This window comes from Streptococcus sp. k-628, assembly GCF_013277475.1.
Taxonomy (GTDB): Bacteria; Bacillota; Bacilli; order Lactobacillales; family Streptococcaceae; genus Streptococcus.
In genome coordinates this window covers 1-21,229 of record NZ_VMMZ01000031.1, presented here as the reverse complement: position 1 = coordinate 21,229, position 21,229 = coordinate 1, and the positions used below count along the sequence as shown (strand labels likewise).

15 protein-coding genes and 1 other RNA gene are annotated in these 21,229 nt (G+C 40.2%); 4 read left to right on the top strand and 12 right to left on the bottom strand.

All coding sequences use genetic code 11. The annotated features are described in order from the left end of the window. Window positions 1–50: 50 nt before the first annotated feature. The 7 genes from HT730_RS04500 to HT730_RS04470 all read right to left on the bottom strand — a co-directional run bounded on the left by HT730_RS04500 (window position 51) and on the right by HT730_RS04470 (window position 6,253). Window positions 51–740 (bottom strand): response regulator transcription factor, encoded by a 690-nt coding sequence (locus HT730_RS04500; protein ID WP_173306931.1) that lies wholly within the window; start codon window positions 738–740, stop codon window positions 51–53. Between the two features lie 11 nt (window positions 741–751). Then, window positions 752–2,176, bottom strand: coding sequence for an NADP-dependent phosphogluconate dehydrogenase (gene gndA, locus HT730_RS04495; RefSeq protein WP_173306930.1), 1,425 nt, complete (start codon window positions 2,174–2,176; stop codon window positions 752–754). Window positions 2,177–2,251: 75 nt separating this feature from the next. Beyond that, entirely contained in the window at window positions 2,252–3,658 is a 1,407-nt protein-coding gene (gene mapZ, locus HT730_RS04490; protein WP_173306929.1) for a mid-cell-anchored protein MapZ, read from the bottom strand. A 12-nt stretch (window positions 3,659–3,670) separates the two neighbouring features. Then, on the bottom strand, window positions 3,671–4,828 hold the full coding sequence (locus HT730_RS04485) for a class I SAM-dependent RNA methyltransferase (RefSeq protein WP_173306928.1): 1,158 nt from the start codon (window positions 4,826–4,828) through the stop codon (window positions 3,671–3,673). Window positions 4,829–4,912: 84 nt separating this feature from the next. Beyond that, an RNA gene (rnpB, locus tag HT730_RS04480) (RNase P RNA component class B) lies at window positions 4,913–5,294 on the bottom strand. A 20-nt stretch (window positions 5,295–5,314) separates the two neighbouring features. Then, window positions 5,315–5,656, bottom strand: a complete 342-nt coding sequence (gpsB, locus tag HT730_RS04475) for a cell division regulator GpsB (protein WP_000146532.1) — start codon at window positions 5,654–5,656, stop codon at window positions 5,315–5,317. Window positions 5,657–5,725: 69 nt separating this feature from the next. Further along, complete coding sequence (locus HT730_RS04470; protein WP_000179549.1) at window positions 5,726–6,253, bottom strand: DUF1273 domain-containing protein; 528 nt, start codon at window positions 6,251–6,253, stop codon at window positions 5,726–5,728. Between the two features lie 66 nt (window positions 6,254–6,319). On the opposite strand from HT730_RS04470, the gene recU reads away from it, so the two are divergent. Together recU and pbp1a are read left to right on the top strand one after the other, a co-directional pair. After that, the gene (gene recU, locus HT730_RS04465; RefSeq protein WP_000248777.1) at window positions 6,320–6,916 is read left to right on the top strand and encodes a Holliday junction resolvase RecU; all 597 of its coding nucleotides are present in this window, start codon (window positions 6,320–6,322) and stop codon (window positions 6,914–6,916) included. Beyond that, window positions 6,913–9,102, top strand: coding sequence for a penicillin-binding protein PBP1A (gene pbp1a, locus HT730_RS04460; protein WP_173306927.1), 2,190 nt, complete (start codon window positions 6,913–6,915; stop codon window positions 9,100–9,102). The genes recU and pbp1a overlap by 4 nt, the downstream gene beginning before the upstream one ends. Window positions 9,103–9,243: 141 nt before the next feature. On the opposite strand, the gene HT730_RS04455 is transcribed toward pbp1a, so the two are convergent. The 5 genes from HT730_RS04455 to HT730_RS04435 all read right to left on the bottom strand — a co-directional run bounded on the left by HT730_RS04455 (window position 9,244) and on the right by HT730_RS04435 (window position 18,926). After that, entirely contained in the window at window positions 9,244–11,223 is a 1,980-nt protein-coding gene (locus HT730_RS04455) for a peptide ABC transporter substrate-binding protein (RefSeq protein ID WP_173306926.1), read from the bottom strand. 234 nt (window positions 11,224–11,457) lie between these two features. After that, entirely contained in the window at window positions 11,458–12,558 is a 1,101-nt protein-coding gene (glf, locus tag HT730_RS04450) for a UDP-galactopyranose mutase (protein ID WP_173306925.1), read from the bottom strand. A 331-nt stretch (window positions 12,559–12,889) separates the two neighbouring features. Then, window positions 12,890–14,848 (bottom strand): peptide ABC transporter substrate-binding protein, encoded by a 1,959-nt coding sequence (locus tag HT730_RS04445; RefSeq protein ID WP_173306924.1) that lies wholly within the window; start codon window positions 14,846–14,848, stop codon window positions 12,890–12,892. 226 nt (window positions 14,849–15,074) lie between these two features. Continuing rightward, window positions 15,075–17,042: a peptide ABC transporter substrate-binding protein gene (locus tag HT730_RS04440; RefSeq protein ID WP_173306923.1), complete on the bottom strand. Its 1,968-nt coding sequence runs from the start codon at window positions 17,040–17,042 to the stop codon at window positions 15,075–15,077. 273 nt (window positions 17,043–17,315) lie between these two features. Beyond that, the gene (locus HT730_RS04435; protein WP_173306922.1) at window positions 17,316–18,926 is read right to left on the bottom strand and encodes an alpha-glucosidase; all 1,611 of its coding nucleotides are present in this window, start codon (window positions 18,924–18,926) and stop codon (window positions 17,316–17,318) included. Window positions 18,927–19,078: 152 nt separating this feature from the next. On the opposite strand from HT730_RS04435, the gene HT730_RS04430 reads away from it, so the two are divergent. Both HT730_RS04430 and HT730_RS04425 read left to right on the top strand, forming a co-directional pair. Continuing rightward, window positions 19,079–20,563, top strand: a complete 1,485-nt coding sequence (locus HT730_RS04430; RefSeq protein ID WP_173306921.1) for a DUF1846 domain-containing protein — start codon at window positions 19,079–19,081, stop codon at window positions 20,561–20,563. Between the two features lie 94 nt (window positions 20,564–20,657). Next, on the top strand, window positions 20,658–21,140 hold the full coding sequence (locus HT730_RS04425) for an S-ribosylhomocysteine lyase (RefSeq protein WP_000032547.1): 483 nt from the start codon (window positions 20,658–20,660) through the stop codon (window positions 21,138–21,140). Window positions 21,141–21,229 lie beyond the last annotated feature (89 nt).

Sequence of the window (21,229 nt, the reverse complement as noted above, 5' to 3'; positions counted from 1 at the left end):
ATATATAGAAAACCTCCAAAAAAAGCAGTTACACAACTGCAACTGCTTTTCTATTCTTGCATGGTGTAACCAACACCACGCACGGTTTTAATGTAGCTTTTTTGACCTTTTACATCAAGCTTGCTACGTAGATAACGGATATAGACATCCACGATATTGGTCTCTGTCGCACTTTCGTACTTCCAAACACTTTCCAATAACTGCTCACGAGTCAAGACTTTCTTGCTTCCCATAAGAGTAGCCAAGAGGTCATACTCACGACGCGTCAGAGCAATCATCTCCTCGCCACGATAAACGGTATGATGTTCTACATCCATACGCAGATTGCGGTAAGACGTTGGAACCTTCATCTGACTACAGTGTTGATCGATAAAGTCCCGACCTCGGAAAATCGCTGAAATACGAGCTACCAAATTGTCAATAATAACTGGTTTATAGATGTAAGAAACGGCAAAGCGTTGGATTGTCTCAAGCTGGTCTTGCAATTCTTCACGATGGTCCAAGACCATGATGACTGAAGCTGGCTTAGTCCGACTCAGCTTGTCTGCAAAATCCTGGGCTGTCATATCCCCCAGACGAGCATTCAATAAAATCAAGTCATAGTCTGTCTGAAGAGCCGTGGAGAGGGCTTTTTGCCCCTCCTCAACCTGATCAACTCGGTATTGCTCTTTTTGGAGTTCCAAACTTAAAAAATGAGCTAGATTTCGTTCTTTCTCAAGTAATAAAATCCGTTTCCCCATGGCAGACCTACTTATTTTTCGTCATACCAAGAGTAGTGGAATGTTCCTTCTTTGTCTTTACGTTGGTAAGTGTGGGCACCAAAGTAGTCACGTTGTGCTTGGATCAAGTTAGCTGGAAGGTCAGCTGAACGATAGCTATCATAGTAAGTAATAGCTGCTGAGAAAGTTGGCACTGGTACACCAGCTTGAACTGCAAGAGCTACGATATCACGCACTGCTTGTTGATACTTAGCAGTAACATCCAAGAAGTATTCATCCAAAAGAAGGTTAGCAAGGTCTGCATCACGGTTATAAGCATCAGTAATCTTTTGCAAGAAACGAGAACGGATGATACAGCCATCACGCCAGATAGATGCGATGTCTGCAAATGGCAAATTCCAGTTGTTTTCTTTAGAAGCTACACGCAATTGAGCAAAACCTTGTGCATATGAAATGATTTTTGAGAAATAAAGGGCTTGACGGATCTTTTCAATCAACTCAGCCTTGTCTCCTTCAAAGTTGAAAGCAGCTGGTTTTGGAAGAACCTTGCTAGCATGCACACGTTCTTCCTTGTAAGTAGAGATGTAACGTGCAAATACCGACTCAGTGATGAGTGACAATGGCACACCAAGGTCAAGTGATGATTGGCTAGTCCATTTACCAGTTCCCTTGTTACCTGCAGCGTCAAGGATGTAGTCTACGATTGGTCCATCTTGACCTTCATCGTCTTTGCGGCTCAAGATATCAGCTGTGATTTCGATTAAGTAGCTGTCCAATTCACCCTTGTTCCACTCAGTAAAGATTTCAGCCATGTCTTCTGCAGAAAGGCCTAGCAAGTGTTGCATCAAGTCATAGCTTTCTGCGATCAATTGCATATCACCATACTCGATACCGTTGTGAACCATTTTCACATAGTGACCAGCTCCATCAGGACCGATGTAAGTCACACATGGTTTGCCATCTTCTGGTGCTTTAGCTGAGATTTCTTCAAGAACATCCGCAACCAATTCATAGGCTTCTTTTTGTCCACCAGGCATGATAGAAGGACCTTCAAGGGCACCTTTTTCACCACCAGAAACCCCAGTACCGATAAAGTTGATACCTGAGTTTGCCAATTCTTCATTACGACGGATGGTATCTTTGTAGAAAGTATTTCCACCGTCAATCAAGATATCACCCTTGTCAAGGTGTGGAAGAAGGGCTTGAATTGTAGCATCTGTACCAGGTCCTGCTTGAACCATCAACATGATACGACGAGGTTTTTCGATTGAGTTTACAAAACTTTCAACGTCATAGCTTGGCACAAAGTTCTTTTCAGGATGGCAAGCAATTACATCTTCCGTTTTTTCTTTACTACGGTTGTAAATAGCAACTGTGTAACCACGAGATTCAATATTAAGGGCAAGGTTACGACCCATTACGGCCATACCTACGACACCAAAGTTAGCTTTTGTCATTTGACACTCCTCTTGTTTGATTTGTTTTATTTTATCATTTTTACTTTTGAAAAGAAAGAATTTTGTAACGACTGCTTAGTAGTCCAAGTCATCCGCATGACCAGCGCCATTTCCGACAAAGTAGCCTGTCTTACAGTTAAGGGTAAAGAGATAGGTTCCATCTGGCTTGTAGAGATTATAATAACCATTGCCGTTAACGATATTGACACGTTCAAGGATATATTGGTCTCCAGTGATATAGCCACGTGAACGTGAAGTCGCTAGAATTTGTTCCAAGACACCATCCGCGAAATCCCAGGCAGAGTTGTTACTATCATCAATAGCAGACTGATTATAGGCAACACGACTAGCACTTCTTTGAACAGCAACCCCTGCACTTGATACGCCCATATTGACTTCGCTACGAGAACTTCTAGTCTCATTTGAGGCAGCATTTGAACTACTTGGGCTTGTCTCACTGGTCGTATTTGAGCTTGTTTGACTAGAGCTTGAGCTACTAGTTTGACTTGAACTTGAGCTAGAATTACTTGTTTGCTGGCTCTTACCAAGGCTGATAGCCTTATCTAGCACTTTATCAAGCTCCGTATTTCCAGTTTTAATATCTGTAAATTTAGCATCCGATTTGGCTTTAGCATTGGTATCCAAAACACCATCCACAATAGCTGGTTTTTCAAATTGTGCATTGACATCTTGAATAGCCTTGATTTGCGTTGCTAGACTATCATACTTCGATTTGGCAAGCGTGTGTTCACGACTCCCTTCCAGCTTATCAAGTAAGGTCTTGAGTTGACTTAGTTTATCAAACTGGCTATTTTTCAAAGCCGTTTTATTGCTGTCTGTGTAGAAGGCGTCATAAAGTGTATTAAAATCATCCACATCCGATTGATTGGCTGTAGTTGATTGAGAAGTTTGGATTTCCTGTGTTGAGCGATTCACTTGACGGTAAACATAATAAGCACTGACACAGATAATCACTGATACAAGCGCTAAGACAGTCAAAATAAAACCTTTTTTGCTTTTCTTTTCTGAGTCTTCTTGATCCAGACGAGAAAGGTTTTGCTCCTCTTCCACTTCCTCAGTCATTTCTGTTGGATTTTCATCCTCTAGCAATAGAGGATCCAAGCCTTGCTCCTCATCATCCAGAGGCAAGGGTGGTAAGATGTCTTCAGAAGATGGAACTTCCTCCGAAGAAGCTTCTGACTCTTCTACAGCCTCACGCATCTCTTGAATTAAATCATCCAGACTCTGAGTTTCGACTAACTCCTCTTTTTTGTATTGACGAGTCGCAAACTTATCCGCCTCAATTTCATCTCTGTGTTGCTTGACATACTTGTCCAAAATGGAATCCTCAGGCAAGACTCCTGCTTCCACTTCTTCATTTTTACGAATCGCTTGACCAACTGTTAGCTCTTTTGCTTCATCAAAATCAAATTGCGGTTCTTGACCTTCTTTTTTATGACGATTTCGTCTTTTCTTACTCATGAGTATCCCTTTCTATTTTACCTCTTGGCGTTTAACACGCTGACCAAAATATTGATACAGATCCACTTTCAAGGTTCCGTTGTATAACTTACGCTTCTTATCTGCTTGGCTACCATACTTGCTTTCAAAAGCTTCATCACTAGTCAGGATAAATTTGCTCCAAGTTTTCAGTGGTGCAAATACTTGACCCATTTCAGCATAGAGCTTGGTCACCCCTGCATCATCTGATAAACGCTCCCCGTAAGGCGGATTGGAAATAATCACACCATTGATTTTATCGGAACGCAAATCCTGCACGCGCATCTGCTTAAAAGTAATGTCTCCTGCAACACCAGCTGCCTGGGCATTGGCCTTAGCAATTTCCACCATACGTGCATCAATATCACAGCCCATAATATCCAGTTCCAGCTCACGGTCTACTTTTTTAGCCGCTTCTGTACGCACTTCCTGAATCAAGCGATCGCTGACCCAATTCCATTCCTCAAAAGCAAAGGAGCGACGAAGACCAGGCGCCATCTTTCTGGCAATCATGACCGCCTCGATACAGAAAGTCCCCGAACCACAGGTCGGATCAATCAAAGGCTTGTCTGGATACCAGTTAGAAAGTTGTAAAATGGCTGCCGCCATGTTTTCCTTGATAGGGGCTCCCCCTTTTTCGGTACGATAACCACGTTTAAAGAGGCTAGACCCTGTCGTATCAATCATGACAGTTACCACATCTTTGAGAATAGAGACCTCAATCTTAAACTCTGGGCCATTCTCCATCAGAGGAACACCTTCTGGGCGAGCATAGTGTTTCTGCAATTTCTTGACAACAGCTTTCTTAGAAATAGCCTGTACACTGGGCTCATTGTGAAGTTTAGATTTAACACATTTGGCCTTGGAAATCGGGAACCGAGCTCCAAGTGGTAAATAATTTTCCCAATCTAAAGCGAAAACTCCCTGAAACAGTTCCTCAAAAGTATTAGCTGGGAAAGTTCCTACGATAATTTTGATACGATCTGCTGCCCGAAGCCAAAGGTTGGTTTCGATAATAGCTCTCACGTCTCCTTGAAAACGAACACGTCCATTTTCAACCTGACAATCGTAGCCCAGCTCTCGTACTTCTCGTCCTACAACAGCTTCAAGCCCTGCTGCTACAGTTGCAATTAAATTAAATTCTTTTTTCATGTTACAGTCTTGCAAGACCTTTCTATATGTCCACTTTAAAAAATGAGGTTGAGAAAATTTCTCAGCCCCAACCTATATGCAATTTTCTATAAGCCATGTTTTGTTCCAGAAGTGACTAGGACCACTTCCTTCGATAATCATCTGTCTACCACTAACAGCTTACAGCTGATAGCAGTCAGAATACTACGTTCGTTTCCGCGTACTCCATGCCCCGACCAAAATTTGGGTTGCTAGCTTGAGGGGTTTACCGCGTTCCACTCTCTCCGTTTCCAGAAAGACTCCGTCACTGTGGCACTTTCAAGCCTACTCTGGCCTATCCAAGGACTTAGCCATTTCAACTGCCGTAACGATTTCTCGTCCCTAGGCTTATGGTTTCGCCTAGCACAAACACTACAGGCATCACAGCCTGTGCTAGCATGGACTTTCCTCATGAGAAGCAATTCTCCTCACGCGATTATCCAAAAATTGCATGTAACAAGACCTGAATTACAAATCAGTATTGTCTAAAATTTGTTTACCGAATACTTCTTTTTCAAGACGATTCAAGCGTTTCAAAATATCAAAATTCGTCATAGAAGATGAAGCTGCCACATCAATTGGATCTGGGTGACTAGGACTTGGAGCCGAACTCACTTGCGGTTTACGAGTTAATTCTTCCTTCAAATCCGCAATCTCCTGACGAAGTGACTTGACCAAGGCAGCATAGGTTTCATAGTCCTTGATGACATCGTCTAAAAACTCATCAACTTCTACCTTGCTATACCCACGAACTTCACGTCCAAACTCTTGTTCAAAAATATCTTTTGCTGAAAAAATAATACTTGCCATGTCTCTCTCCATTCTCGCTTGCTAGTATTATTATATAAAAAAAGGCAAACAAAAATCAAGGTCAAAGCTTCAATTTTCGGAAAAATTTTCAGCAAGTTCATTTAATTGATCAAATGTTAATCTCTTTATAAAATAGTCCTCTTGATTTTTCATCTTTTGGTAAAAATAAGCTAATTTCGTTTCATTTTCTTCATCATAAAAAAGATAGGAACTAGTCGTATTTTCCAGTAAAAACTGCTGGTAATCTCTTAACTGCCCCTTGTGCTCATAGCGAGGATAAGCATATTTGACAAAGTCTACCTGCTTAAAACGACTCAGTTTCATCTGATTGCCTTCATTCCAATTTTCCCCATGGGTTTCAAAAGCAAAAATGGTCGCCAACTGGAAACCGTACTCGGTTTTCATCTCCTGAGCAACCTCTAAAACCCAATATTCAAAACCCAAACTTCCTGTAAACACAAGCCAAGACACCCCATCTGCTGCCATAGCCTCTAAATCTTTACGTATTGCTTTTTTTATCAATTTAAGACGAGGATCCTTATCAGAAAACAAACCCAAATCAAAAGCAGAATAGCCTAAAACCAAAGCTGTAGCCATTTTTAACCCTTTCTGTGCAAATTTATGGTATAATAGAGTGATGTTATTGTACCAATAAGGAGAATTATGGTCAACTATCCACATAAACTTTCATCACAAAAAAGACAAACATCTCTTTCTCAACCCAAAAATTTCGCAAATCGAGGAATGTCTTTTGAAAAGATGATCAATGCTACCAACGACTACTATTTGTCTCAGGGCTTGGCTGTTATACACAAGAAACCAACCCCTATTCAAATCGTACGAGTGGACTATCCACAACGAAGTCGTGCCAAGATTGTTGAAGCCTATTTTCGACAAGCTTCAACGACGGACTATTCTGGCGTTTATAATGGATATTACATCGACTTTGAAGCCAAGGAAACAAAACAAAAACGTGCGATTCCGATGAAAAATTTTCATCCACATCAGATTCAGCATATGGAACAAGTCCTTGCCCAACAAGGAATCTGCTTTGTCCTTCTTCACTTTTCTTCTCAGCAAGAAACCTACTTATTGCCGGCATTCGATTTGATTCGCTTCTATCATCAAGATAAGGGACAAAAATCAATGCCACTTGGATATATTCGAGAATATGGATATGAAATCAAGGCTGGTGCCTTCCCTCAAATTCCTTATCTCAATGTTATCAAAGAACATTTATTAGGTGGTAAAACAAGATGAACAAACCAACGATTCTGCGCCTAATCAAGTATCTGAGCATTAGCTTCTTAAGCTTGGTTATCGCAGCCATTGTCTTAGGCGGAGGAGTTTTTTTCTACTACGTTAGCAAGGCTCCTAGCCTATCCGAGAGTAAACTAGTTGCAACAACCTCTAGTAAAATCTACGACAATAAAAATCAACTCATTGCTGACTTGGGTTCTGAACGCCGCGTCAATGCCCAAGCTAATGATATTCCCACAGATTTGGTTAAGGCAATCGTTTCTATCGAAGACCATCGCTTCTTCGACCACAGGGGGATTGATACCATCCGTATCCTGGGAGCTTTCTTGCGCAATCTGCAAAGCAATTCCCTCCAAGGTGGATCAACTCTCACCCAACAGTTGATTAAGTTGACTTACTTTTCAACTTCGACTTCCGACCAGACTATTTCTCGTAAGGCTCAGGAAGCTTGGTTAGCGATTCAGTTAGAACAAAAAGCAACCAAACAGGAAATCTTGACCTACTATATAAATAAGGTCTACATGTCTAATGGCAACTATGGAATGCAGACAGCAGCTCAAAACTACTATGGTAAAGATCTCAATAATTTAAGTTTACCTCAGTTAGCCTTGCTGGCTGGAATGCCTCAGGCACCAAACCAATATGACCCCTATTCACATCCAGAAGCAGCTCAAGACCGCCGAAACTTGGTCTTATCTGAAATGAAAAATCAAGGCTACATCTCTGCTGAACAGTATGAGAAGGCTATCAATACTCCTATTACTGATGGACTCCAAAGTTTGAAATCAGTCAATAGCTACCCAGTATATATGGACAATTATCTCAAAGAGGTTATCGACCAAGTAGAACAAGAAACTGGCTATAACCTTCTAACTACTGGGATGGATGTCTACACAAATGTAGACCAAGAGGCTCAAAAACGTCTGTGGGATATCTACAACTCCGATCAATACGTCTCTTACCCTGACGATGATTTGCAAGTCGCATCTACGGTCGTAGATGTTTCAAATGGTAAAGTCATTGCCCAACTTGGAGCTCGTCACCAAGCAAGTAACGTTTCATTTGGCACCAACCAAGCCGTTGAAACCAATCGTGACTGGGGTTCTTCTATGAAACCAATCACTGACTATGCTCCCGCTTTAGAATATGGAGTCTATGACTCTACTGCGTCTATTGTACATGATGTTCCTTATAACTATCCTGGAACTGATACTCCACTCTACAACTGGGATCATGTCTACTTTGGAAACATTACAATCCAGTATGCTCTTCAACAATCACGAAATGTCACAGCCGTTGAGACTTTGAATAAGGTCGGTCTAGATAGAGCTAAAACCTTTCTTAATGGTCTTGGTATCGACTATCCAAGTATGCATTACGCAAACGCCATTTCAAGTAACACAACTGAATCCAACAAACAGTACGGTGCAAGTAGTGAAAAAATGGCTGCTGCTTATGCCGCCTTTGCTAATGGTGGTATTTACCACAAACCAATGTATATCAATAAAATCGTCTTCAGTGATGGTAGTGAAAAAGAATTTTCTGATGCTGGTACACGAGCTATGAAAGAAACTACTGCCTATATGATGACCGAAATGATGAAAACTGTTTTAGCTTACGGAACCGGACGGGGTGCTTACCTACCATGGCTTCCACAAGCAGGTAAGACAGGTACTTCTAACTATACTGATGACGAAATTGAAAAGTATATCAAGAACACTGGCTACGTAGCTCCAGATGAAATGTTTGTAGGTTATACTCGTAAGTATTCTATGGCTGTATGGACTGGTTACTCAAATCGTTTAACTCCAATCGTTGGAGATGGTTTCCTAGTTGCTGCTAAGGTTTATCGCTCAATGATATCGTATCTATCAGAAGATGACCAACCTGGAGATTGGACGATGCCTGAGGGCTTATATAGGAGTGGAGAATATGTCTTCCAGAACAACGCAAAGAACACATGGAATAATTCAGCAACACAACAAACACAAACGGTAGAAACTCCAAGCACAACAGCTGAAAGTTCAACTACACAGGCAAGTACGACGGTTGGTCAACAACCCAATAATACTCCAGCAACTGATCCTAACCAAGGACAAGCTGGTCAAGCTGGTCAAGCTAGTCAACCGACACAACCAGTACAACCAACGCCACAAAATCCACAAGTTCAACAACCACAACAGTGAGATGAAAGAAAATCCTGAGAATAAAAACTCAGGATTTTTTCTACAAAAAAATTAGCTTCATCATCTTTGAAAGTGAAGAGAGGTTTCAACTCATTTTCAATAAACCAAAAGAAGTTAGCTTACAACTAACTTCTTTTTATCTTATTTCACATGTTTTGCGAGTTCTTCTTGCGCTTTTTTATTTGATTCTGCTTTTTCTTTCATCCATTTTTCTTGAGCTTTTTGGTATTCATCTGCAGTAACTGCCTTGTCTTGAAGTTCAAGGTATTTATACAAGACTGGGTCACTTGTACCTTTATTTCCTGACAATGCAAATGGTATTGTAAATGGTACCATCTTAGACAAGATTGGACGACCAGTTTTAGAAGTTGTTGGGATGATCAAGGCACTATCTGTCAACCAAGCTTGGGCTGCAGCGTATTTATCATATCGTTTAGCAACATCTATAGTCTCATCACCAGCCTCAGTAACCAATTTTTCGTAGTCATATAGACCTACTTTTTTCGCAGCTACATTATCTTCCCCTGAGTCAAATCCTAAATATGTTTTAGTACTTTCTCCTACAGAAGGTTTGATAATATCAAGGTAGGTTGATGGATCGGCAAAGTCTGGACCCCAACCGACATTATCTGATAAATCCCAGTCTTCGCCAGCAGCATTTTCAGCAAATAAAGTTACATTAAGCAATTCATCTTTTTGCAATTGTTGGATATCAATAACGACATTATCAGTTCCTAAAGTTGCTTCCAAGGATTGTTTCATAGATTGGACACGTTGAACTTTTGTCGTTGCTGTCTGGTCAACTGGCATATCCAAATGAATTGGGAAAGTCACGCCTTCTGCTTGTAAAGCTGATTTAGCTTTGGCAAATTCAGCCTTGGCTTTTTCTGGATTGTAAAGACCATCTTGTGAATCGGCTAGATTAACATCCTTCCACTCATCCCCATAAGTTACTAATTTTTCTTTGACTATATCGCCAAAGTTTTTACCGTCTGCTTGAACAAATGTTGGTGGTACAAAGAGATTACGCAAGATTTTGCTTGCACCAGTTTCTCCATTCAGCTGAGAGGCATAGGCTGTACGGTCAAATCCGAAAGCAATAGCCTGACGGAAATCCTTGTTTAAGAGAGCCTTTTTAGTAGATGTCTTTTGTTCTTCGCTAGTCTTAGATGTGTGCTTATAAGATTGACGGTCAATATTTGTCCCTACTAGATAAGTCGTAGAGTCTTGTTGCGTATAGACGATATTGTCTTTCATACTCTTCTCGAGCTCTGCGAAACTTGCACTTGTTGGATAGAGACGAGCTGCTGTAAGGCTACCATCTTTAAAGTTTTCTGCTGGTTTGCTAGTATCTTGCCCATCCCAGAATGACAATTTGACCTTGTCAATATGCACATTGTCTTTATCCCAGTAGTTCGGATTTTTCGCAAATTCAACAGAGGATTTGGTTACAATGGATTTCAACAAATAAGGGCCGTTATACAAGAGACTACTTGGATCCGTCGCTTTGGCAAAATCATCCCCTTTTGAGTTCAAAAACTCTTCATTAACTGGTGCCAAAACACCCATTGTTGTTTTAGAATTCCAAAAACTTTCAGGTTTGTTTAAAGTGTATTGGATTGTTTGGTCGTCAAGGGCTTTAATCCCGACTTGAGTGAAGTCTGTGATTTCACCTTTGGCATAGGCATCCAGACCTTTGATTGAATCCTGTACCAAGTAAAGGGCTTCTGCTTTCTTATCTGTTGCATATTTAAGTCCTGTTACAAAGTCCTGAGCCTTAACAGGAGCGTACTCTTCTCCCTCAGATGTATACCACTTGGCATCCTGACGAATCTTATAAGTATAAGTCAAGCCATCCTTAGAGACCGACCAGTCTTCTGCCAATGAAGGAACAAGGTTCCCGTATTTATCATTTTCAAGCAATCCATCAATCACATTACTAGTAATCTCAGAAGTTGCTGCCTTACCAGTTGTCAAATAGTTGAGATTATCCGGATGTGTCTCGTAGGTAAATGCAAAGGTTTTTTCACCTTGAGCGCCTGAACCCCCAGAACAAGCAGCCAAAACACCAGCTGCTAATAAGGTTACTCCCGCAAGAGCCAATACTTTTCTTGTTTTCATAGTATTCTCCTTTGTTTTTTTATTCATTATAGACTCTTTTTCAAGTCCTGTCAATAGAATTTTCAGAATTTTAAGAGTTATTTGTTATATTTGATATATTCTGAAAAATAAAATTGTTCATTTATGCCAAAAAAGCCAACAGAGATTCTCTTCTGATAAGCAGAAAAGAATCTTGTTGACCTTACTTCTAAAAATCTTAAGTAGCAAAGATTCTAAAATGACAGAAACCTTGCATTATTGTCCCAACTCTTCCTCGACCACTTCCAAAGCCCGTTCGATGACCACATGCATGTCGTAGTATTTATAATCTGCTAAACGACCACAAAAAATGACCTTATCATTCTGTGCTGCCTCTTCTTGATATTTAGCAAACAGGGCATTGTTTCTCTCATCATTGATTGGATAATAAGGCTCATCACCACGTTTCCAATCAGCTGGGTATTCACGAGTAATAACCGTTTTGTCCTGAGTACCATACTCAAAGTGTTTATGCTCAATAATACGAGTATAAGGGATTTCTCGTTCTGTATAGTTGACAACAGCATTTCCTTGATAGTTTTCTTCATCAAGAACTTCATGCTCAAAACGAAGACTACGGTATTCTAACTCACCATGTTTATAATCAAAGTATTGGTCAATCATCCCTGTAAAGACAACCTTTTCAGCAGAAGCTTCTAATTCCTGACGATTGGCAAAAAAATCAAGACCAAGTTCTACTTCCACATCCTTGAGCATATTTTCGATAATGACATTATAGCCACCGATTGGAATTCCTTGGTAACGGTCATTAAAGTAGTTATTATCAAAAGTCAAACGAACTGGTAGACGTTTAATAATAAAGGGTGGAAGGTCAGTCGCAGAACGTCCCCATTGCTTTTCAGTATATCCTTTAATCAACTTTTCATAAATATCTGGACCGATCAACTTGATAGCCTGCTCTTCCAAGTTTTTAGGTTCAACAGCCTTCATATGTGCCGTTTGCTCAGCAATCTTATCTTTGACCTCTTGAGGAGTTTTTGTACCCCACATAGCATAGAAAGTATTCATATTGAAAGGTAGATTATAAAGGCTACCCTTGTAATTAGCTACAGGCGAGTTGATGTAGTTGTTAAATTCAGCAAATTGATTCACATAATCCCAAACTTTTTTATTAGAAGTATGGAAGATATGAGCACCGTATTTATGAACATTAACCCCTTCTACATTCTCACAGTAGATATTTCCACCAATGTGGTCACGTTTATCAATAACTTTTACTTTTTTCCCACGCTTGGTTGCTTCATAAGCAAAAATTGCTCCCGACAAACCAGCACCAACGATTAGATAGTCGTACATAGTCTCTCCCTTATCATTTATCTTTACATCTCCTTAATTATAGTAAAAGAGAGAATCTTATACTCTTCGAAAATCTCTTCAAACCACGTCAGCGTCCATCTGCAACCTCAAAACAGTATTTTGAGCTGACTTCGTCAGTTCTATCTACCACCTCAAAGCTGTACTTTGAGCTAACTTCCCATTTACTCTTTGATTTTTATTAAGTATTCGTTTCAATCTATTTTAGCACAAAACAAATCATTTCTCAGTTTTCAATAGCCGAGTGATTTAAAAAGACAAGCACCAAAACTGATGTTTGTCTTTATGATTCTCCTTAAAAAGCTATTTCTCATTATTTAACATGATTTTCTGCTTCTTTTTGAGCTTTCTCGATTGCTTTTTTGCTTTCTTGCTCCCATTTGGTCTTAGCTTCTTCAAACTGTTTGGTTGTCACAGTATCTTTTTGAAGTTTCATGTACTTGTAGTTATTGCCATCACCCTTGATACCAACCAATGAATAGCCTCTTGTAAATGGCGTTACTTTGGTTACAGATGCTGTTCCACCACTTGACATAGCTGACATAATCAGAGAATTGTCAATCATCCAAGCTTGAGCTTCAGCATACTTTTCATAACGCTTCGCTACATCTTTATTTTCACTATCTGCATCTTTGAGCATCTTGGTATAAGTATCAAGCCCCAAGCTAGCAATCTTAGCTTTATCTTCTTGAGCATCTAAACCAAAAATCTTGAGGTAGAACCCATCCTCTGCATTGAAAGGATTGAGATAAGTTGATGGATCCTGATAGTCACCTACCCAACCATCAAAATTCAAATCATAGTCACGATCAGCTGGTGTTGGTGCCAAGAAGGCTACGTTATTAAAATCATCTGTTGACAGTTGCTGAACATCAATAACAAGATTGTCAGCACCTAAAACTGATTCAAGAGTCTGTTTAACAGAGTTCATACCTGTCACAGCATTTTTATTCGTCTGATCAACTGCCACATCCAAATGAATAGGGAAGGTCACACCTTGACTTGCCAATTCTTTTTTAGCTTCCGCAAATTTTGCTTGGGCTTTTTCTTTGTTGAAATAGGCATCCTGAGCATCTGCCAAGTTAATACCTGACCATTCTGTGCCATAGTTGACCAATTTAGAAGCGACTACTTCTCCAAAGGTCTTGTCTCCAACTTGAACAAATGTAGGAGGCACTAGGGTATTACGAAGGGTCTTGTTAGCCGCTTCTTCCCCATTTGACTGAGCAGAATAGGCTGTGCGGTCCAAGGCAAAGTTCACCGCTTGGCGGAAGTTTTTGTTCAAGACAGCTGTCTCAGTTGACTTCTTCTTTTCATCTGTCGTTTTAGACGTATGGTTGTAAGCCTTACGGTTGACGTTGAAATTGAAATACCAAGAAGTCTTGTCCTGCAAACTGTAAATGATATTATTCTTATATTTCTCCTTTGTCTTAGCAAAGTTTGAACTATTTGGATAAACACCAGCGATAGAATAGGCTCCACTTTCAAAATTACGGATAGTCAATTCTTGGTCTGAGCCGTCAAAATAAGCCAATTTCACGCGCTCAATCGATACTTTGTCATGATCATAGTAATGCGGATTTTTCACATACTCGATCGATGATTTTGATGTGAAATCTTTTAACAAATAAGGTCCGCTATAGAGAATACTATTTGGAGACAGGGTACCAAAATCTTTCCCTTTTGAGTTTAAAAACTCTTCGTTTACTGGGAAAAGAATACTATTGGTTGTTTTTGAGTTCCAGTAAGGTTCTGGGCGTGCCAAAGTATACTCAATAGTCTGGTCGTCGATGGCCTTCACCCCAACCTTAGAAAAGTCAGAATCCGCTCCTGTAATATAATCATTCAAGCCCTTGATCGAGTTTTGAATCAAGTCAATGGCCTGAGATTTATTATCCACTGCGTACTTTATCCCTGTCACAAAATCCTGTGCCTTGACTGGAGCGTACTCTTCACCGTCAGCCGTGAACCATTTGGCATCTTTTCTCAGTTTATAAGTATAAGTCAGACCGTCGCTTGAAACAGACCAGTCTTCTGCCAAAGACGGAACTAGGTTCCCATGATTGTCATTTTCAAGCAAACCATCAACTAGGTTAGTAATAATAGCTGTATTATCAGCGTAATAGTCTAATAGGTAGTTAAAAGTAGTTGGATTTCCACTAAAGGTTGATGAGTAAGTTTTTGTATCTGAACCTGATTGTCCGCAAGCAGCTAAAAACAAGGCAGCCGCAAAAGTCAGACCTGCACTAAGGATACGCTTTTTTGTCTTCATCTTCTTTCTCCTTTATGTTAGTTTTTATAACATAAGATTATTTTACCAAAATAGTGGGAATTTGTAAAGTTAATTGAATTTCTAGAATGAAAGTTTATAAACTTTAGTCATAAAAAAACAAAGGATTTCTGTCTTTCATACAGTTCTCCCTTGTTTTTATACGATTTATCATTTAAATATCAATGAATTAACTGATAACCTAACGAAAGTAAGATTCTCATTCACATTATTTTATGTGCTTTTCTAAATCCTTTTGATACTGAGCATTCGATTCCAGTTTTTCCTTTTGCCACTTTTTGAAGGCCGCATCATACTCTTTAGTTGTCACAATATCATTTTGAAGTTCCATTCCTTTAAAAATAAATGGATCCCCCTTAATACCGACCTGTGAATAAGCTTTGGTAAATGGAACAGTACGACTAACCATAGGAGAGCCCCCTGAAGAAGCAACTGGAATAAGAAGTGAACTATCAGTAACCCAAGCCTGTGCTTTGGCATACTTTTCGTATCGTTTATCAAGATTACTTGTCTCAGAAGCCGCATCATCCAAGAGCTTCTTGTATTCATCCAAGCCAACTTTCGCCACAACTTCAGGATCCTTGCCCTTTGTTATACCTAGATGTTTCAAGGCAGAACCCTTCTTAGCATCTAAAATATTGAGATAGGTTGCTGGATCTTGGTAATCTGGTCCCCAACCTGTTCCGTTCAAATCATAATCTTTTTGGGTTGGAACTTTAGCTTGAGAAGTAATACTTTCCTTCTCATTATCTGTCATTTGAAGAACATCTATAATGACATTCTCCGTTCCAAGCGTTTCTTCAATTGATTGTTTTAGCGAATTGGTTTGTTGAACCGCAACTACATCTGTCTGTTCTACTGGCACATCCAGATGAATCGGGAAACTCACTCCCTTAGCTTGCAATTCTGACTTCGCTTTTTCAAATGCAGACTTGGCCTTTGTTGGATTGTAAATTGTATCCTTACCATCTGTGAGAGTCACATCTTTCCACTGTTCTCCATATTTCAGTAGTTCATCCTGAGCCAGCTGTCCGAAGGTCTTCCCAGCTACTTGAACGTAATTATCTGGCACTAGACTATTACGAATAATCTTATCTGCACCCTCTTCACCGTTTAATTGGGCCGTATAGGCGTGGCGATTAAATGCAAAATTAAGAGCCTGACGGAAGTTCTTATTGAGAAGAGCTTCTTTTGTTGATGTTTTTTGTGACTCATCTGTTTTAGCTGTTTTATTGTAAGACTGGCGGTTTACGTTCACAGTGAGGTAGTAGCTTGTTGCCTCTTGTGGACTATAGACAATCTTATCTCCGTACTCTTTCTTAGTTGACTCAAAGTTTGAGCTTGCTGGAAAAAGACGTGCAGTGGTATAGGCACCTTGTGTAAAGCTACGAATTAAAGATTCTTGATCTGAACCATCATAGAATGTCAATTTAACATTATCAATTTTGACATTGTCCTTATCCCAATAGTTAGGATTTTTTTCATATTCAATCACAGATTTAGAAATCAAAGATTTCAAAAAATATGGGCCATTGTAAAGAATACTTGATGGAGTTGGCGCTCCGTAATCCTTGCCTGTTGCATTCAAAAATTCTTCATTTACAGGAAGCATGGTTGCTGTGGTTATTTTAGAGTTCCAAAAACTTTCCGGTTGATTAAGGGTATATTCTACCGTATAATCATCAAGAGCCTTCACACCTACAGTTGAGAAGTCGTTTGTCTCACCACTAACATAAGCCTCTAATCCTTTGATGGATTTCTCAACCAAAGAAAGACCATCAGACTTTCCATCTGCTGCATGTTTCAGACCTGTAACAAAATCCTGAGCTTTAACTTCCGCATACTCTTCTCCTTCTGAAGTATACCACTTCACACCTTTACGTAGTTTGTAGGTATAAGTCAAGCCATCTTTAGAAACTGACCAATCCTCTGCTAGAGAAGGAATGAGATTCCCATATTTATCATTCTCTAAAAGACCGTCGACGACATTACCTATTACGTCAGAAGTTGAACTTTTACTTGTAAGGCTATAATCCAAGGATGATGGATCAACTGCATAAACATAAGAAAATGTTTTGGGAGCATCTGCATTCTTTTCACTTTTCCCACAAGCTGTTAAAAGAATGGCTGTGCTCAAGGTCACTCCTGCTCCTATGAGCCACTTTTTCGATTGCATAAATAATCTCCTTCAAAATAGTATTTTCACTATTATACCCTATTTTTTTATAAATGCAAGAGTTCTTATGGAATTTGTTAGAAAATTCTAACAAATGTTTTTAAAAGAGTTTTTACACAACTTTTAGCAAAAAGAGGCTGGGAAAAAGTCTTTAAAACAAAAAACGCATAATATCAAGTCAGTACAATGAAAACCTTGGTACTATGCGTTTTATTGTGGGAAGATTTACTTCATTTTCTCCTGAAGTCGAGTTTTTGCCCAATCTCTCTCATTTTAGTCAGTCAATTCCACACAGAAAGCATCCCATGGAGCTAAGGTTTGTTTTTCAAAGGCTTCCTGAGCCGTGGTGTTTTCAATCAAAACAGATTTGACGTTTCCTTCTACGGTCAAGTCTTGCTCTTCATTGGATAAGTTAGCCACAACTAGGAAACGACGGTCGCCATCTTTACGGATATAGGCGAAGACCTTGTCAGTTGTTTCCAAGAGTTCAAAGTCAGCTCGAATCAGCCAGCTGTTTTCCTTACGAATTTGGACCAACTTCTGATAAGTATAAAAAATAGAATCTGTATTTCCTAGCGCTTCTTGAACGTTGATTGCTTGATAGTTTGGATTGACTGCTAACCAAGGTTGACCTGTTGAGAAACCAGCGTTTTTGCTTTCGTCCCATTGCATTGGGGTACGGGCATTATCACGTCCAATGACACGGATACTATCCATGATCTCTTCCATCGGAACGCCTTTTTCAAGAGCTTCACGCGCATAATTGAGGGACTCAATATCTTCTACTTGATCCAGTGTTTCAAACGGATAGTTGGTCATGCCAATTTCCTCACCTTGGTAGATATAAGGAGTCCCTCTCATGAGATGAAGCAAGATGGCAAAGGCTTTGGCAGATTTTTCGCGGTATTCTTGGTCATTTCCCCAGATTGAGACGATACGAGGGAGGTCATGATTGTTCCAAAAGAGCGAATTCCAGCCGTCCTCAACTCCTAACTCTGTCTGCCATTTGTTGAAAATCTCTTTTAACTTAGCTATATTCAGCTCTTTTTGATAATGCCATTTAGGTTGCCCTTCCTGATACTGAAGACCGATGTGTTCGAACTGGAAGACCATAGACAATTCTTGCCCCTTTGGATCAGAGTAGAGCTTGGCAATCTCTGGAGTTGCTCCCCAGGTCTCCCCTACTGTCAAGAGATTCTTATCGCCAAAGGTAGCTTGGTTCATCTCCTTGAGATAAGGATGGAGCATTGGTCCATTATTGACTACCTTCTCATCAGGAATTTTGCCAATCATGTCAATAACATCCATACGGAAACCGCCAATGCCTTTATCAATCCAAAAGTTCATCATCTCATAAATTTTATGGCGAAGTTTTTCATTCTCCCAGTTGAGATCAGGCTGTTTCTTACTGAAAAAGTGAAGATAGTATTGACCCGACTTTTCATCGTATTCCCAAGCAGATCCACTAAAGATAGACTCCAAATCATTGGGTTCATCACGCCAGATATAGTAGTCTCGCTCAGGGCTATCAGAATTTTCACAGGCCTCGACAAACCAAGCATGTTCATCTGAGGTATGATTGACCACCAAGTCCATGATGATACGGATATCACGTTTCTTAGCTTCCACAATCAGTTGGTCCATATCCTCCATGGTTCCGAAAATAGCTGCAATCGCTTGATAATCAGCAATATCATAGCCATTATCATCCATAGGACTGTCATAAACAGGAGAAAGCCAAATCGCTGTGATTCCTAACTTGGCTAGATAGTCTAACTTACTGGTAATTCCTGGCAAATCGCCAATTCCATCTCCGTTGCTATCCATAAAGCTCTTAGGATAGATTTGATAGACTACGGCATTGTGCCACCATTTTTCTTGCATCTTCTTACCTCATTATTTTAATAATCTGTAGTCTATGATAGCGCTTTTTAAAATTTTATGCAAGCGTTTGCCTAATCTTTTTGATTCCTTTTTTAACTCCGCAGTTTCCTAACTTCCAATTTTTTATTATAATAGAGGTCAGAGGTAAAAAAATGAAAAAACAAGCTTTTAGTTCTGAACAATATTTGAATCTACAGCGCGACCACATTTTGGAGCGCATTAACCAATTTGACGGCAAGCTCTACTTAGAGTTTGGTGGCAAAATGTTAGAAGATTTCCACGCTGCTCGTGTCCTTCCTGGTTATGAGCCTGACAATAAAATCAAGCTCTTACAAGAATTGAAAGAGCAGGTTGAGGTTGTGATTGCTATTAATGCTAGCAATATCGAGCATTCCAAAGCACGTGGTGACTTGGGCATTTCTTATGACCAAGAAGTTCTTCGCTTGATTGATAAATTCAATGAATTAGGGATTTTTGTTGGTTCCGTTGTCATCACACAGTACGCTGGCCAACCAGCTGCAGATGCCTTCCGAAATCAACTTGAAAAAAACGGAATTGATTCTTATCTTCATTATCCAATCAAAGGATATCCGACAGATATGGATCACATCATTTCACCAGAAGGTATGGGGAAAAACGACTACATCAAAACCAGTCGCAACTTGATTGTCGTAACCGCTCCTGGACCTGGTTCTGGAAAATTGGCAACATGTATGTCCAATATGTACCACGACCAAATCAATGGTATCAAGTCTGGCTACGCTAAGTTTGAAACCTTCCCAGTTTGGAATCTTCCCCTTCATCACCCAGTCAATTTAGCCTACGAGGCTGCCACAGCTGACCTTGATGATGTCAACATGATTGACCCCTTCCATCTCCAAACCTACGGAGAAACCACTGTCAACTACAACCGTGATATCGAAATCTTCCCAGTACTCAAGCGCATGTTAGAACGTATCCTTGGTAAATCTCCATACGCTTCTCCGACAGATATGGGGGTCAACATGGTTGGTTTCGCTATTACAGATAATGAGGCCGCTATCGAAGCCTCTAAACAAGAAATTATCCGTCGCTACTATCAGACTGTTCTTGATTTCAAAGCCGAAAAAGTTGGCGAATCTGCTGTCAAGAAAATTGAGTTGCTTATGAACGACCTAGGTATCACACCTGCAGACCGCAAGGTTGCTGTCGTTGCCCGTCAAAAAGCAGAAGAAACTGGCGGACCAGCCCTAGCCCTTGAATTGCCTAGCGGGGAAATTGTCACTGGTAAGAACTCAGAACTCTTTGGTCCTACAGCCGCTGCTCTTATCAACGCCATCAAGAAATCAGCTGACATCGCTAAAGAAGTAAAACTAATCGAACCTGAAGTTGTTAAGCCAATCCAAGGCCTTAAAATAGACCATCTCGGTAGCCGCAATCCACGCCTTCATTCAAATGAAATCCTGATTGCACTAGCTATCACAGCTACAGAAAATCCTGATGCTGCTCGTGCTATGGAAGAACTTGGCAACCTCAAAGGAAGCGAAGCCCACTCAACCATCATCTTGACTGATGAAGACAAGAATGTCCTTCGTAAACTGGGTATCAACGTAACCTTTGACCCTTACTACCAATACGACCGCTTGTATCGTAAGTAAAGATTTCAACCTCTCCACTCTCGGAGAGGTTTTCTCTCTGCCTCAAGAGCCGGCTTTATGTTATAATGAAATTAGAAAACTGAAAGGATTTACCATGTCAAAAGAAGTTATTGTTGAAAGTTTTGAACTTGACCACACCATTGTTAAAGCCCCCTATGTTCGCTTGATTGGGGAAGAAACTGGACCAAAGGGAGACATCATCTCCAATTATGATATTCGCTTGGTGCAACCAAACGAAGACTCAATCCCTACTGCTGGCTTGCACACTATCGAGCACCTCTTAGCCAAACTCATCCGCACCCGCATTGACGGCATGATTGACTGTTCACCATTTGGGTGCCGTACAGGCTTCCACATGATTATGTGGGGACGTCACACCAGTGCTGAAATCGCGGCTGTTATCAAGGATTCGCTCAAGGAAATCGCTGAGACTACTACTTGGGAAGATGTCCCTGGAACAACCATCGAATCTTGCGGAAACTACAAGGACCACAGCCTCTTCTCTGCTAAAGAATGGGCTAAACTCATCCTTGAACAAGGGATTTCAGATGATGCCTTTGAACGTCATGTGATTTAAACGTAAAAAAAGGAACCAGTTTTTTTCAGCTGGCTCCTTCTTTTTTTATTCTCAAAATTTTGTCTTATAGTCAATGAAAATCAAAGAGC